This window comes from Chryseobacterium sp. (assembly GCF_019236175.1).
GTDB lineage: Bacteria > Bacteroidota > Bacteroidia > Flavobacteriales > Weeksellaceae > Chryseobacterium.
In genome coordinates, this window is record NZ_JAFAJM010000007.1 from 73047 (window position 1) to 88934 (window position 15888).

The window sequence follows — 15888 nt, forward strand, 5'->3', positions numbered from 1 at the left end:
ATAAAAAAGCCTTCAGATTGTTGAAGGCTTTTTACTTTATAATGTTTTGCTGTTATCTTCCGGGGTATAATCCATAAAGATATCACCATCCAGTTGCACTGATTTCACTTTCTTCTTGATAGGAATCACAAGATCAGTCATTTTCTGATTTTTTTCCCATACCGAAGGTGAGAAGTGCAGTTTTTCCGTAGTTCCGTCCTGATAATTCAATAGTGCATCAAACGGAATTGCAAATCCACCTACATTGGCTACGTTCACAGTAAGCATATCATTCATCTGAGAAGCTCCTGTTACTTTTAAATCAATATAGTTATTGGTATAAAACCAGTTATGGAAAAACCAGTTCAGATTTTTTCCGGAACCGGAGTTCATCGAATTGAAATAATCCCATGGAACAGGATGTTTACCATTCCAGTTATCCATATAATGATGTAAAGCTTTTTTAAAAAGGTCGTCTCCCAGATAATCTTTTAAAGCAAGATAAGATAAAGACGCTTTTACATAAGAGTTATTTCCATATCCTGCACCACTCACCTGGGTACTCATGGTAATCACCGGTTGATCTTGTTCTGCAGACGGATCAGTAATCCATTTTTTTACACGAAAATTTTTATAGAACTCTTTTGCCCCAGCTTCTCCGTTTTCATCAATTCCTATCAGATACTCCAATGTTGTAGCCCAGCCTTCATCCATAAAAGCATATCTCGTTTCATTGATTCCCATATAAAAAGGGAAATAAGTATGGGCGATCTCATGATCTGCCGTCAGTCTTGCATCTTTAAGATCATCAGGAATACTTGTATCATTAATCATCATTGGATATTCCATATCAGCATATCCCTGGATAGCGGTCATTACATTATAAGGATATTCCACACCCGGCCAGTTTTTCGAAAACCAGTCGAGATTATAACGCATCCAGTCTACATAATGCTCAAAGTCTTTCGCTCCGGCTTTATATCCTGCCTGAACGCTGGCTCTTTTGGATTTCAGCTGAACACTTGCGGCATCCCATACATAGTGATTACTCAAAGCGAAACAGAAATCGGTAATATGACTGGCTTTGAATTTCCATACATTCCATTTGTTCTGTTTGGTTACTTTTCCGGATTTCATTTCCTGCTCATTGGCAATACTCATTACCTTATCGCTTTTCAGGGAAGCTTTATATCTCTTCAAATATTCCGGCTGAAGTACGGCTTCAGGGTTTAGAAAATCACCAGTTGCCCATACCACATAATTCTTGGGAGCCGTGATTGCGAAGCTATAATCATTAAAGTCATTATAAAATTCCTGTCTGTCTGAATGCGGAAGCATATCCCATCCGTTATAATCATCATATACGGAAATCCTTGGGAAAGAATAAGCTACATAAAAAGTTTCAGGATCTATTTGCCCCTCTCTTCCACTCTGCACGGAAAGCGGATATTCCCATTCTATTTTTACCTCAGCTTTTGATTTTGATTTTAAAGCAGATTTCAGCTTCACTTTTTCGACTGTTCCCCAGTCATCACTATCAATGTCATATTTTTCTCCATTTACAATAAATGATTTGATTTTAAGCCCTGAAGACAAAAAATCTTTAGAAACAAAACCGGATCTTGGAGACTGTGGTTTATGAAGGTTGTTCACAAACCTTATTGCCAGCTCATTCAGAGTATCCGGACTGTTATTGGTATATACGATTGTTTCTTTTCCGGAAACTACTTTTGTACCGGCATCTACTTTTACATCTACATTATAAATTCCTTTATTCTGCCAGTAATTTTTCCCCGGCGCTCCGGAAATATCACGCGTTCCTCTGTCGAAAGCTCTTTTAATATTCCTTGGCATATATAACTCTTGAGCAGACATTTGCAATACGGACACTATGATCATCACCCCAGAAAATACTCTCTTCATAACTATCTTTTTTAAGATTGGTATCAAAAATAGCGAAAATGTGACATTGAACAGCAATTTCTTTTATAGCAATGTTTTATGGATATTAGTTTTTATTTACAATTTGCTACAGGCGGTCTTGTTCGTCTGTCTTTTTTATTGTTTTAGCATTTTTTACGGCCTGATTTCCAAAATTGAATTTCAAAGAGAGTGTAAAACCTTGTGTATCGCTGTAATCTAAAAAATAATTGTCCTGATTAGCATACTGCGTACTCACCTTCTGTCCCATAGTTCTGAATATATCATTAAATATAAAACCGGCATCCAGTTTTTTATGAAAGAACTTCCTGTTCATCACAAAATAAGCTGCCCAAGCACCTGAGATCCGGAAAGTACCCTGTATTCCGGGAGAATAATAGCGATGTCCGACCTCCATTTTCCAGTCGACGTTTTTATCCAGCGTCAGACTTGTAGAAATATTGGAAACCAAATTCCAAACTTTATTTTTGTACAGCAGTCCGTCCGTACCTTTAAAATAATTTTCATTATGCTCAAGATTTTCTGATACAATGAGGGTCCACCATGGTTTAATCTGGAAACTCTTATATAAGCTTAATCCAAAAGCTTCTCCTTTCTCTATGTTTGTAAAATAGTAGATCAGACTATTGGTACTGGGTTGCTGGTAGGAAATTTCCATGGAAGGATAAATCTCTTTACGATAATACAGATCCAGATTCCATTCTTTCCAGGAGTAGGTAAAATTCAGATTGTGGATAATTGTCGCTTTCAATTTCGGGTCCCCCTGATAATAAGAAAAAAGATTATAGTAGGATTTTGCAGGATTCAGCCATGAATAGGTAGGTCTGCTGATGCGCTTTCCATAAGAAATGCCAAATTCCTGCTTGTTTTCTGTGGTATACTGAGCGTACATGGTAGGAAAAAGATTCCAGTATTTATTTTTATTACGATCAGAGGGTTCAGAAACCACACCTTCGAGATCTGTCATTTCTGCACGAAGTCCGGCTTTGAAATTCCATTTTCCGAGCGTATAACCTAAAGAAGAATAGAAGGCTAAGTTGTGTTCTTTGTAATCGAAAATGCTGCTTTTATCGGGTCTGTATTGCAGTACTTCATTTTCATTATCAGAAAAAGCCAGTCTACTGTTTGTTTTCACGAAACTATATTTCGCTCCCGATTCCCATTCAATTTTTTCATTTTTCCACTGATAATCTGCCTGAGTGGAATAAAGCTTAACATCAGTATTATTCTGAGTCAAAAAATTTTCTTCACGGGGAGGCTGGCCTGCAAAATTCAGAGAGGTAATTACGCTTTGGTATTTATCTGCGTTATTGGTTGTAAAATAATTAACCCACGACAAACTACTTTTTTTATTAAATTTTCTATCAATCTGAAAGCTCACCGCATTGTTAATGGTTCTCGATTGATGATCATTAATTGTTGTATAATCAGACTCTATAATATCCTGATGATTATAAATTACTGTAGGGACATTATACGTTCCAAAAGATTTCGGCGCAAAAAAACCTGAATAATTGAGACTGATGCCGGTAAGACTGTCCAGCGCATATTCTGCATTAAAGTTTAAAGTATTCTGGCTATTGTTTTTATCCTTTCTGTTCATTGTACTGATCCATTTCGTCTGGCTTTCCTGGTAATTGACATAATCTGTACCTTCCCTGTAATATGTTCCCATTCCTCTGTAATAGCTGGCCATGAGAGAAAGTTTATCTTTTTTATAATATTGGGAAACCCCGAATACAGCCTTTGCATATTGCGTCTGTATATATTTGGAGGATACAATTCCACGGTATCCTTCTATTTTATTTTTTTTCATGATAATATTGAGGACAGCACTTCCTGAAGCTTCATATTTCGCCGGCGGATTGGTAATAACCTCTACTGATTTGATTTCGTCACCCTGAGTATTTTCTAAAAGATTTTTAAGTTCATCGCCGGTAAGCATTATCTTTTTGTCGTTAATTGTTACCAGAATTCCGGTACTTCCTTTTACGGCAATCACATTGTTATTCACAGTAACATTGGGCGTATTTTTTAAAATTTCCCAGGCATTTAATGAGGAAATATTAGAATTTTCCACATTCAACTCAAGACGGTCAACTTTTCTTTTCACCAAAGGTTTCTTTTTAGTCATAACTATACCTTCTATTTCGTGTGAGTCTTTTTTCAGCACAATATGGAGATCTTTTATTTTTTCCAGATCCAGTTTTTCTTCAACAACAGCATACCCCTGATTCTTAATCAGTAATTTGATATTCTGCTCCGAAATCCCTTCTATGAAGAAATTTCCCTGATCATCCGTTTTTAATGTCCTGATTAATTTTTCCCGGCCATCATACAACTCGATACTCACCGCTGAAAGTCTTTTATTTTCAGCATTAACGATTACACCTTCCAGCTTCTGTTTCTGAGCAAAAATCAAAATCGGAAGACATAAAAAAAGAAGAATTTTATACATAATTAAAACCATTTTAAATCACACAAAGCCGTTTACAGCTCATCCTGCGGTGCAAAATTCCATATTAGAAAAGAGAAATTCGGTTAATGGAAGGTTAATGATCAGTTAATCCCTATTAGGAAAAAACTAAAGTTCTATCTTTGTTTTCAATGAATGCCAGAAGTAAATATCTCATCCCTTTATTCGCTATTCTATTCCTTCTCTTATTGGGAATACAGGGATATTTTATGTATAAAACCTATCAGGTAAAAGAAAGAGATATTTACAGATCCGTTAATGACGGACTTGACAGGTTTACAGATGAGCCGGAGAATACCCATGCTCTCCGGGAAATAAAAGATGATTCACTGCAAAAAATCATTATCAGATATTATAATAAAGAGATAAATAAGAAGGATTTCGTTCGTCTTTTTACAGAAAACAAAGCTCCTGCAGGCAAAAAACTTTCTCATTATATCAATGAACGGCTTAAGAAAGACGGCTATAAAATTTCTGCAAGGATTCAGTATACTTCAATAATCCACCTTCCGGACAGTACAAAGCTTATTGATCAACCAATGGTTATTTTTGAAACCAGGGAAAAAGTAAAAACACCTAAAATCTCCAGCAACAGCAGCTGGGAAACCTCATCTACCAAGAGGCGCGATAGAGACAATGAAGAAGTGGAGAGAAGGGATACTTTCTTCGTCAGAAGTCAGACCGCCTTTGAAATTTCAAATATTAAATTTCTTGTTTTTAAAGAACTTGCTTTATTAATCATCTGTTGTATTGCCCTCCTTTCGGGAGTGTTTGTTCTTTATATTTCCACGATCAGAAATCTGATCACACAGCAAAAACAAGTAGAAGTACTTCATACGGTTGTCGACAATATATCACATGAATTCAAAACACCTATTGCGACTTTAAAAATAGCTTCAAAAACATTGAAAAAAGAATGGAATCCTGAAACACTTCCTCTTATAGACCGGCAGATTCTCCTCCTCGAAAGTCTGATGTTGCAGCTTCATCAGCATGAAACAGAGGAAGAAAGCAGATACATACAACCTGAAGACTGGAATTTTTTCATACAGGATCTGGCATTTACTTATCCTGAGACAGACTTTAGTTTTGAAAATAAGGTATCACGGGAACTCCCTTTTCATAAAAACCTCATGGAAACCATTGTGAAAAACCTCTGCGAAAACAGTGTAAAATATGGCTCTTCAGGAGTCAACATAGACATTTCCAGTTCTGCAGACTATCTGACCATTGAAATTTCCGATAACGGATTAGGGATGGAGCATAAAGAATTAAAAAATATTTTTGAGAAATTTTACAGAATACAAACCAACAATATCCACAACAGTAGAGGGCTTGGACTTGGGCTTTATATTGTAAAAAAAATAATTACAAAATATCAGGGTAAAATAGAAGTTTCCAGCCAGCTTAAAACAGGAACCGTATTTAAAATAGTCATTCCTTATGAAAATTAAAATCCTTTTGGCAGAAGATGATCCCGACTTCGGAATGATTCTGAAGCAGTATCTTGAATTGGAAAATTTTGAGGTAGCCTGGTTTCAGAATCCTGAACACATTATCCCGTTACTTTCTTCCGATTTTACTTTTCAGATAGGTATTCTGGATATCATGATGCCTAATATTGACGGCTTTTCTCTCGCGAAAATGGTTCTTCAGGAAAAAAAAGATTTCCCGCTTCTTTTTCTGACAGCCAAAAATCAGAAAATCGACCGGCTCACCGGACTAAAAATAGGGGCCGATGATTATATCACTAAACCCTGTGATCCTGAAGAATTGGTTTTAAGAATAAAAAATATTCTCAAAAGAACATTATCTGCCACTACCGAAACCTATATAAAGGTTGGAGATTATGCTCTGGATACCACCAAGCTTCTGCTTTCCCATCCTTTAGGAAATACACGCCTTACCATCCGTGAACAGGAGCTCATCCTGTATCTCCTGAAACACAACCACATGACCATAACAAGAGACAATATCCTGGATAATCTTTGGGACACCAACGATTATTTTACCGGAAGAAGTCTGGATGTTTTTATCAGCAGGCTCCGTAAGTATTTCAGCCATGATCCTGAAATAAAAATCCAATCCCTCAGAGGAATTGGATTTGAAGTTGATTTTCCTAACAGCTGATCTTAAAAGGACAAGTCTGTAATTACCGGAAAATGATCGGAAGGATACAGAAGATTTTCTCTTCTGTCATTGATATGTCTGTGAGATTTTATCTTAAATCCGTTAGTAAAGATATAGTCTATTCTCTCCTTTGGAATTTCATTACCATTAAATCCGGTAAAAGTTCCCGTGGGACCATAATGTTTGGTGTCCGAATGATAAAAAGTATCTTTCATATGCTGAGAAAGAATTTGAATCGGTTCGGAATCCTCTGTAAGGTTGAAGTCTCCACTTAGTGTTACCGGAAGATTCTTAGGATTAAGCTCTTTAATTTTTTTCAGAATAAGTTCCGATGACTTCACTCTTGCTACATTTCCGATATGATCAAAATGAAGGTTCATCGCCAGAAACTCTTTTTTTGATTTTTTATCTTTAAATACAGCATAGGTACAGATCCTGTTCAATGCAGCATCCCAGCCTTTTGAAGGTTTTTCCGGTGTTTCAGACAGCCAGAATGTTCCAGCCTTTACAACTTCAAGCCTGTTGGTGTCATAAAAAATAGCAGAAAACTCTCCTTTTTCCTTACCGTCATCTCTTCCCACTCCGATAGAATTATAATTCTTCAAACTGTTTTTAATATCTTTCATCTGTTCCGGAAGCGCCTCCTGAACCCCAAAATAATCAGGATGATAGTAGGTCAGCAAATCTGCCACGTCCTGCTTTCTCTGTGGCCAGGAATTTTCCTTATCCGATTCCACATTAAGGCGGATATTAAAACTCATTACTTTAAGGTCTTGTGAAAATCCCAATACGGAAAGCATCAGGCACACCATTGAAAATCTGAAATTCATAGTCTATTTTATCAATCAGAGACAAAAATAGGACTTCTCCGCGACAGAGAAGTCCTGTTGATATCATAATAATGTTAAATTATTCTTTCTTCAGTTATTTCGTCCAGCTATTATTCAGCATATTGACATCAGGGATCATTGAATCCGGATCCAGCTTTACTTCATTGATTTCTTTATTGGAATCTGTTTTAAAGGTCCATTCTTTATTTCTTTTCCATACCTCAACAGGGATTTTCACGGTTTTCGTGGTTCCGTCTTTGAATTTTATCTGAACGATTGTAGGCATAGGCAGTTGACCGATGTTTTCAATAGTAATCTGAGCTCCGTTTTTGAAATCACCGTTGACATATTTTACAGTCTTTACTGCCTGATCGATTTTCCATTTATTCATAAACCATCCTCTCCAGAACCAGTTCAGTTCTTCTCCGGAAACATTTTCCATAGTATGGAAGAAATCCCATGGTGTAGGATGTTTGAATGCCCAACGATCAATATATATTCTGAATGCCTTATCAAATTTTTCCGGGCCTAAAATAGATTCTCTTAAAATAGACAAACCTGCACCTGGCTTGAAATATGCCAATGCTCCGATACTTGTCTCCTTCATATTATCCGGGCCTACCATAACAGGTTCAAAATTATCACTTAATAAGAAATTTCCGGCCTGTCCTAAATTTTGTTTCCTATAGTATTCTCCTTTATTAAAAGCTTCTGTGGATAAGCCATTGATAAAAGTATTAAACCCCTCATCCATCCAGGCAAACAGCCTTTCATTAGATCCTACAATCATAGGAAACCAGTTATGTCCGAACTCATGATCCGTTACTCCCCAAAGATCTTCTCCTTTAGAGTTCATATGACAAAAGACAATTCCCGGATATTCCATTCCGCCTTCATTTCCGGCCACATTGGTAGCAGCAGGATACGTATAACCATACCATTTATCCGAGTAATGCTCAATGGCAGCTTTTGTATATTCTGTAGATCTTCCCCACGCCTGATCTCCGGCACTTTCAACCGGATACGCTGAAATAGCTAACGATTTTTTACCATCTGGCAGATTAATTTTTGCTGCATCCACAATAAATCCTGAAGACGATGCCCAGGCAAAATCTCTTGCCTGCAGAATTTTAAACTTCCAGGTTTTTGTTCCGGATGCTTTATTTTTCCCAATTTCGGATTCAGGACGTATCATTACTGTTTTATCACTATTTCTGGCCTGATTCCATCTGCTGATCTCTTCTTTAGTGTATACCTCTTTCTCATTGAGCAATTCTCCGGATGCTACTACATAATGGCTGGAAGGCACTGTAATATTAGCGGTAATATTCCCGTATTCAAGATAAAACTCAGAAGCTCCAAGATAAGGCAAAGTATTCCATCCCATAACGTCATCATACACACACATTCTGGGATACCATTGTGCTATCGTGAAGATTCTACCATTTTTGGTTTCCTGAACCCCCATTCTGTCCGAACCATATTCCGGAGAAACAAAAGAATAATCAATAGTAATTTTAGCAATCCCTCCTTTTGCTTTTAATTCTTTAGAGAGATCAATCTGCATTCTTGTATCCGTAATAGTATATTTAGCCACTTTTCCGTCAATTTTCACCGACTTAATGGTATACCCTCCCGAAAACATTTCACCATGCGCTCCGTTTCTGCTTCCCGACAATGGAACAACAGCGTTCCCACGGGAATCTTTTGCAAATAAATTCTGATCCAGCTGCAGCCAGAGAAAACCCAGCTTATCCGGACTGTTATTGGTATAAGTAATTTCTGCCGTTCCGGTAATTTCCTTTTTATCTTCATTTAAACTGGCATCCAGTTTATAGTCTGCTGAATTCTGCCAGTAAGCATGACCGGGCTGCCCGCTTGCCGAACGCGTTTCCGTACCGGTCTGGGGATAAAAAAACGGTTTAAATGCTTCTACATAATCATATTTTGGAGTTTCCTGTGCCTGTACAGTTCCCCAAAAAAGAAATACTGTCACCGCGGAAACAAGTGTCGGAAGTTTATAATTCACATAACAAAATTTATAGATAGGTAAAAAAAACTCCCGGAATTGTTACAGTTCCGGGAGTTTTTTTATATAATTTTAATTAATTCGATTTTTTTGCCTTGATCATCGCTTCCAGTGCATCCCACATTTCTCCCGGAATGGCTTCAAGCATATTAAACTCACCTGCTCCCTGGAGCCATTCTCCACCATCGATAGTCACTACTTCTCCATTCATATATGCAGAATAGTCTGAAACCAGATATGCTGCAAGATTAGCCAGCTCCTGATGTTCTCCTACTCTTCTCAACGGCACTTTTTTCTTCATATCAAATTTTTCCTGCAGGTCACCAGGTAACAATCTGTCCCAGGCTCCTTTTGTAGGGAAAGGCCCCGGCGCAATAGCATTAAAGCGGATTCCGTATTTAGCCCATTCTACTGCAAGAGATCTTGTCATTGCCAAAACTCCAGCTTTTGCACACGCTGATGGAACTACATAGGCAGAACCAGTCCATGCATAAGTGGTTACAATATTCAGAACAGTTCCCGGAGTTTTAGCATCAATCCAGTGTTTTCCTATAGAAAGTGTACAGTTTTTTGTTCCCTTTAAAACAATATCTAAAATAGAATCAAATGCAGAATGAGTCAACTTTTCTGTTGGAGAAATAAAGTTTCCGGCAGCGTTATTAAGAAGGATATCAATTTTTCCGAATTCTTTTAAAGCAGCTTCTTTCATCGCTTCCACTTCATCCCAGTTTCTAACGTCACAGGCAACACAAAGCACTTTACCTCCTGTTTCTTCCTCGAGTTCTTTAGCAGTTCCCTGAAGTTTTTCAAGATTTCTGGAAGTGATGACTACTTGAGCTCCCAGTTCAAGAAAATATTTAGTCATGGCTTTTCCAAGACCGCTTCCCCCTCCTGTTACAATGGCTACTTTATCTTTCAGTGCACCTTCGCGCAACATTGGCTGTGTATATAAATTCATATGAAATATTTTTCTAAAATTAATAAATATTGAACGGATTGTCTTCAAATTAAATTTATAAATAATGCCATAAATAATATTCTTTGTTTTTTATTTAATTTTATCCCTTAATAATACATTCATTTATGAGAAATCCGGGAACTGCTATTTTTCTGTTATTAGTATCATTTACTTCATCGCTTTCTGCCCAGAAGTTTGAAAAACTCTATCAGTATGTAAATCCTTTAATCGGAACTGAAAAAATGGGACATACCTATCCCGGTGCCACTCTTCCTTTCGGAGCGGTGCAGCTAAGTCCTGAAACAGATACGATTTCGTATGAACTCAACGGAAAATACAATGGTGAAGTCTATAAATACTGTGCCGGTTACCGGTATGAAGATAAAACAATAACAGGATTCAGTTCCACTCATTTCAGCGGAACAGGTCATTCTGATTTGGGTGATTTCCTCATCATGCCTACTACCGGGAAGCTCCAATTGAACCCTGGAACAGCATCTCATCCTGAAAAGGGATACAGAAGCCGGTTTTCCCATCAGAATGAAAAGGCGGAAGCCGGATATTATCAGGTAAAACTTGATGACTATAATATTCTTGCAGAATTAACAGCCACCACAAGAGTGGGCGTTCACCGCTATACATTTCCAAAATCTGACCAAGCACATATTATTCTGGATCTGATGGCAGGAATTTATAATTATGAGGGTAAGAATGTATGGACTTACGCCCGGGCAGAAAATGGAAATACCATTACCGGGTATCGCCAGACCAACGGATGGGCAAGAACCCGAACGGTTTACTTTGCCTTAAAGTTTTCAAAATCTTTTAAATCTTATGGCCAGAAAAATTATGACGGAACACAGGTGTATAAAGGGTTTTGGAGAAAATTCAACCAGAATGAAAACTTCCCGGAGATCGCCGGAAAAAATCTGAAGATGTATTTTGATTTCGATACCAATGAAAATGAGCCCATTGAAGTTAAACTTGCTATTTCCCCTGTAAGCCAGGCTAATGCATTGGAGAACCTGGAAAAGGAAACCGGAAACTTAAACTTTGATCAGGTGAGAAATTTAGCCCGTGAAAACTGGAATAAGGAATTAAACAAGATTATTATCCAGGGATCTGAAACTGAAAAAACTAATTTCTATACTGCCATGTACCATACCTTCATCAATCCGACTACCTATATGGATACTAATGGAGAGTACAAAGGCCTGGATCAGAATACCCATAAAGCGGAAGGCTTTACCAATTATACTACATTTTCTTTATGGGATACGTACAGGGCACTGCATCCGTTTTTCAATATCATCCAGCCTAAACGGAATCGTGATATGGTACAATCAATGATGGCCCATTATGATCAGTTTTCCATGAAAATGCTTCCGATCTGGTCACATTATGCCAATGACAACTGGTGTATGAGCGGATATCATAGTGTAAGTGTAGTTGCAGATGCTGTCATTAAAGGAAATTATGACGGTGATCCCAAAGAAGCATTAAAGGCCTGCATAGCAACGGCTAACAAAAGAAACTATGAGGGTATCGGACAATATATTGATCTGGGGTATATTCCTGCGGAGAAAAACGGAACTTCGGTTTCCAATACCTTAGAATATGCTTATGATGACTGGGCCATTGCACAGCTTGCCAAACATGTAGGGGACACGGAAATTTACAATCAATTTATGAAGCGTTCTGAAAACTGGAAAAATAATTTTGATCCTAGCATTGGATTTATGAGACCCCGGATGGCAGATGGAAGTTTCAAAAAAGACTTTGATGTATTAAGCACTCACGGACAGGGTTTCATAGAAGGGAATTCCTGGAATTACAGTTTCTTTGTTCCTCAAAATCCAAATGAGCTGATCAAAGCAATGGGTGGCCAGAAAAAATTTGCTTCAAAGCTGGATGAATTATTTACGATGCATTTACCTGATGAATTTTTCGCAGATACAGAAGATATTACAAGAGAAGGAATCATCGGCGGATATGTTCATGGGAATGAGCCTGCTCATCATGTAGCCTATCTGTACAACTGGGCCGGCCAACCCTGGAAAACACAGGCACAGATACGACATATTTTAGAAATGCAGTATAAAGCCACTCCTGACGGATTGGGTGGCAATGACGATACGGGGCAAATGAGCGCCTGGTATATCCTGAGCTCACTGGGATTTTATCCTGTAGCTCCCGGATCGGAAGACTATGCTATCGGAAGCCCGGCCGTTGATCATGCTGTTTTGAATCTGGAAAACGGAAAAACCTTTGAAATTGAAGCCATAAATCAGAGCCCGAAAAATGTATATGTTCAGAAAATCCTTTTAAACGGAAAAGAAATTAAAAACTTTACGCTAAAACATAGTGAAATAATGAATGGTGGAAAACTTACCTTTTATATGGGAAATAAAGCAAAAAGATAAAAATTACAAAAGCGGGCTTTAGCCCGCTTTTGTAATTTTTATCCCATGCTCTGCATTATTACATTTCTGTCTTTCGGTTGATCAGTCCTGAACTTCAAAAAGCAAACGCTCCCCGAATTTTCCTTCTGCAATTTTCCCGTTATCATAAACTAGATGTCCGTTGACAAAAGTATGGGTAACTTTGGAGTGGAAATTCATTCCTTCCAATGGGCTCCATCCGCATTTGTATAAAAGGTTCTCTTTAGCAACCGTCCAGTCTGCATTAAGATCTACCAATACCAAATCTGCCTTGTACCCCTCTCTTACAAATCCTCTTTTCTCAACTCTGAAAAGAATAGCCGGATTATGACACATCTTTTCAACAATTCTTTCAAGAGAGATCTTTCCATTTCTGTAGTTTTCAAGCATTACGACCAGTGAATGCTGTACCAAAGGAGCTCCTGAAGGGCATTTTGTATATACATTCTGTTTTTCTTCTGCTGTATGCGGTGCATGGTCAGTGGCAATAACGTCAATCCGGTCATCCAGTAATGCTTCCCAAAGAGCGTCTTTATCTTTTTGTGTTTTTACCGCAGGATTCCATTTGATCAATCCGCCTTTTGTTTCATAATCCTCATTGGTAAATGTCAGATGATGAACACATACTTCTGCCGTAATCTTTTTATCTTGTAAGGGAATATCATTTCTGAAAAGCTCCATTTCTTTAGCGGTGGAAAGATGGAATACATGAAGTCTTGCTCCTGTTTTCTGTGCCAGTTCTATAGCCTTTGAGGAAGATTTATAGCAGGCCTCTTCACTTCTGATCAGATGATGAAATTTTACAGGAATATCTTCTCCGTATTCATCCATATATTTCTGGGTATTAGCTCTGATCGTTGCTTCATCTTCACAGTGGACGGCGATAAGCATTTTGGTATTGCTGAAAATATTCTCCAGAGTTTCCGGATTATCTACCAGCATATTTCCTGTCGATGATCCTAAGAACAACTTAATTCCCGGAACATTTCTCGGATTGGTCTTTAATACTTCTTCAAGGTTATCATTCGTTCCCCCCATCATAAAACCATAGTTCGCGTAGGCCTTCTGAGCACCAATTTCATATTTATCAGCCAGTAATTCCTGGGTAACCGCGTTGGGAACGGTATTGGGCTGATCGATAAAACTGGTGGTCCCACCGGCTATAGCAGCACGGGATTCACTTTCAATATCTCCTTTATGGGTAAGGCCCGGTTCACGGAAATGTACCTGATCATCAATGACTCCTGGTAAAAGATATTTTCCTTCACCATCGATAATCTGGTCTGCCTCATCAGAAATAGGAGCATCTATTTTAGCAATTACATCATTTTCAATTAAAATATCGCGTTCAAGAATTTGTCCTTCATTTACGATTTTTACATTTTTGATTAGGGTCTTCATTTTTACTTTTTAGAGATTAGATTTGAGAAATAAGAAGTTGTATATAGAATACCATACTCTTATCAATCAAGTATAACCACAAAATTAAGATTTTATGTTTTAATTCACTCTAAAATCACCAAACGAATACTTAAAGTTTTACATTTGTAAAAAATTTCGACTTTGTACAAGAAACTATTAGGACAAACCATCATCTACGGAGCAGGAGCCATAGCACCAAGAATTATTTTATTCATCCTTAATCCACTGTTGATCTATAAAATCCCGAATGAAGGTTTTGCTATTTTCACACAGCTTTATGCATTGATTTCATTTGTCAACATTATCCTTTCTTTTGGTTTTGAAACAGCATATTTCAGGTTTTCTGCAGAAGAAGGAAATGAGAAAAGAACCTTTAATACTTCATTCTGGTTCTTATTTTCCACATCAGCTGTTTTCCTTGCATTGGGTTATTTATTTAACCAGCCTATTGCCGATTATCTGGGATATCATGACAATCCTGAATACATCAGATGGTTTGCTTTAATTGCCTTTTTTGACAACTTACTGGTAATCCCTTTCGCGTGGCTGCGTTTCCATAATAAACCTATAAAATATTCCGCAGTAAGAGTTCTCCAGTCTATATTTCAGGCTGTATTTACGGCGGCATTATTTTTTTGGATCCCGCAAAATATATCCGGAAGTTTTGGATTACACCAAAATGTGGATTATCCGTTCTTCAGCAATCTGGCAGGAAGTGCGTTAGGTTTTTTATTACTGTTTCCTATTATATTAAAAGTAAGATTTCAGTTCGTGGTATCTCTGTTTAGTCGTATGATTCGCTATTCATTCCCATTGATGCTCGCCGGTCTTGCTTTTATGGTGAATGAAAATTTCGATAAATCAATCCAAAAAATTTATATTTCAGATGAAGAAGCAGGGGCATATGGAGGCTGTTATAAGCTCGCTGTACTGATGACATTATTCGTCACAGCTTACAGAATGGGTATAGAGCCGTTCTTTTTTAAACAGATGGATAAAGGTGGCGCGAAGAAGACCTATGCTAAAGTAGCAGAATATTTTGCTTTCTTTGCCTGTGTCGTTGCTTTGGGAATTATTGCCAATATTTCATGGTTGAAGGCTATTTTCATCCCCAACAAATCCTATTGGATCGCTATTGATATCATCCCTATTATCGTTATTGCCAATCTTTGTTTCGGAATATATTATAACTTTTCCACCTGGTATAAAGTAACAGACAGAACCAGCGTCGGGACTTTCATTTCATGGCTTGGAGCAGGAATCAATATTGCCTTCAACCTTTTAGCTCTAAAATATTACCAGAGTATGATCGGTTCTGCATGGGCTACTTTCGGAGCTTATCTTATTATGATGATTCTATCTTACCTTCTGGGACAGAAATATTATCCTATTCCTTACCGAATGAAAAAAATGTCTTTCTTTCTGGTATTGCTGGGGGTATTCAGTCTGATCATTGTCAAATATTTCAATTATAATATTTTGATGAGTAACGCCTTATTTCTCATCTTTACAGGAATTTTGATGTATTCTGAGAAAGATATGATCCTGTCACGGGTCAGGAAAAATTAAATTTGGTCTTTAATTTGATACTAAACAAATCTGTTAGAGATATAAACAAAAACTAAAGAGATAGCATTACCCTTAGGGATATCTTAAACATTAAAACTAACTAACAAAACATC

General features: G+C 37.5%; 10 protein-coding genes. 4 read left to right on the forward strand and 6 right to left on the reverse strand.

Annotated elements, in window-relative coordinates:
* Window positions 1-36 precede the first annotated feature (36 nt).
* A complete protein-coding gene (locus tag JO178_RS07225; RefSeq protein ID WP_291933570.1) occupies window positions 37-1902 on the reverse strand; it encodes a M1 family metallopeptidase in 1866 nt (621 codons plus the stop codon).
* A 106-nt stretch (window positions 1903-2008) separates the two neighbouring features.
* Window positions 2009-4378, reverse strand: a complete 2370-nt coding sequence (locus tag JO178_RS07230; RefSeq protein ID WP_291933574.1) for an outer membrane beta-barrel family protein — start codon at window positions 4376-4378, stop codon at window positions 2009-2011.
* 149 nt (window positions 4379-4527) lie between these two features.
* Here JO178_RS07230 and JO178_RS07235 point away from each other — a divergent pair, with 149 nt between their 5' ends.
* Both JO178_RS07235 and JO178_RS07240 read left to right on the forward strand, forming a co-directional pair.
* The gene (locus JO178_RS07235) at window positions 4528-5850 is read left to right on the forward strand and encodes a sensor histidine kinase (protein ID WP_291933577.1); all 1323 of its coding nucleotides are present in this window, start codon (window positions 4528-4530) and stop codon (window positions 5848-5850) included.
* On the forward strand, window positions 5840-6526 hold the full coding sequence (locus JO178_RS07240) for a response regulator transcription factor (protein WP_291933580.1): 687 nt from the start codon (window positions 5840-5842) through the stop codon (window positions 6524-6526). The genes JO178_RS07235 and JO178_RS07240 overlap by 11 nt, the downstream gene beginning before the upstream one ends.
* 2 nt (window positions 6527-6528) lie before the next feature.
* Here JO178_RS07240 and JO178_RS07245 read toward each other — a convergent pair whose 3' ends face one another.
* From JO178_RS07245 to JO178_RS07255, 3 genes are all read right to left on the reverse strand, one after another.
* Complete coding sequence (locus JO178_RS07245) at window positions 6529-7356, reverse strand: endonuclease/exonuclease/phosphatase family protein (protein WP_291933582.1); 828 nt, start codon at window positions 7354-7356, stop codon at window positions 6529-6531.
* A 94-nt stretch (window positions 7357-7450) separates the two neighbouring features.
* The gene (locus JO178_RS07250) at window positions 7451-9385 is read right to left on the reverse strand and encodes a M1 family metallopeptidase (protein ID WP_291933585.1); all 1935 of its coding nucleotides are present in this window, start codon (window positions 9383-9385) and stop codon (window positions 7451-7453) included.
* 76 nt (window positions 9386-9461) lie between these two features.
* Window positions 9462-10343, reverse strand: coding sequence for an SDR family oxidoreductase (locus tag JO178_RS07255; RefSeq protein WP_291933588.1), 882 nt, complete (start codon window positions 10341-10343; stop codon window positions 9462-9464).
* A 125-nt stretch (window positions 10344-10468) separates the two neighbouring features.
* On the opposite strand from JO178_RS07255, the gene JO178_RS07260 reads away from it, so the two are divergent.
* The gene (locus tag JO178_RS07260) at window positions 10469-12766 is read left to right on the forward strand and encodes a GH92 family glycosyl hydrolase (protein WP_291933591.1); all 2298 of its coding nucleotides are present in this window, start codon (window positions 10469-10471) and stop codon (window positions 12764-12766) included.
* 81 nt (window positions 12767-12847) lie between these two features.
* Here the strand turns inward: JO178_RS07260 and JO178_RS07265 are convergent, their stop codons facing one another.
* Window positions 12848-14185, reverse strand: a complete 1338-nt coding sequence (locus JO178_RS07265) for a dihydroorotase (RefSeq protein ID WP_291933594.1) — start codon at window positions 14183-14185, stop codon at window positions 12848-12850.
* Window positions 14186-14347: 162 nt separating this feature from the next.
* On the opposite strand from JO178_RS07265, the gene JO178_RS07270 reads away from it, so the two are divergent.
* Complete coding sequence (locus JO178_RS07270) at window positions 14348-15775, forward strand: oligosaccharide flippase family protein (protein ID WP_291933597.1); 1428 nt, start codon at window positions 14348-14350, stop codon at window positions 15773-15775.
* The last annotated feature ends 113 nt before the right edge of the window (window positions 15776-15888 follow it).

Excerpts from the sequence above, each read along its gene's own strand:
- JO178_RS07255 (WP_291933588.1), bottom strand. The coding sequence starts at position 10,343 with ATGAATTTATATACACAGCCAATGTTGCGCGAAGGTGCACTGAAAGAT.
- JO178_RS07245 (WP_291933582.1), bottom strand. The coding sequence starts at position 7,356 with ATGAATTTCAGATTTTCAATGGTGTGCCTGATGCTTTCCGTATTGGGA.
- JO178_RS07230 (WP_291933574.1), bottom strand. The coding sequence starts at position 4,378 with ATGTATAAAATTCTTCTTTTTTTATGTCTTCCGATTTTGATTTTTGCT.
- JO178_RS07260 (WP_291933591.1), top strand. The coding sequence starts at position 10,469 with ATGAGAAATCCGGGAACTGCTATTTTTCTGTTATTAGTATCATTTACT.
- JO178_RS07225 (WP_291933570.1), bottom strand. The coding sequence starts at position 1,902 with ATGAAGAGAGTATTTTCTGGGGTGATGATCATAGTGTCCGTATTGCAA.
- JO178_RS07240 (WP_291933580.1), top strand. The coding sequence starts at position 5,840 with ATGAAAATTAAAATCCTTTTGGCAGAAGATGATCCCGACTTCGGAATG.
- JO178_RS07265 (WP_291933594.1), bottom strand. The coding sequence starts at position 14,185 with ATGAAGACCCTAATCAAAAATGTAAAAATCGTAAATGAAGGACAAATT.
- JO178_RS07235 (WP_291933577.1), top strand. The coding sequence starts at position 4,528 with ATGAATGCCAGAAGTAAATATCTCATCCCTTTATTCGCTATTCTATTC.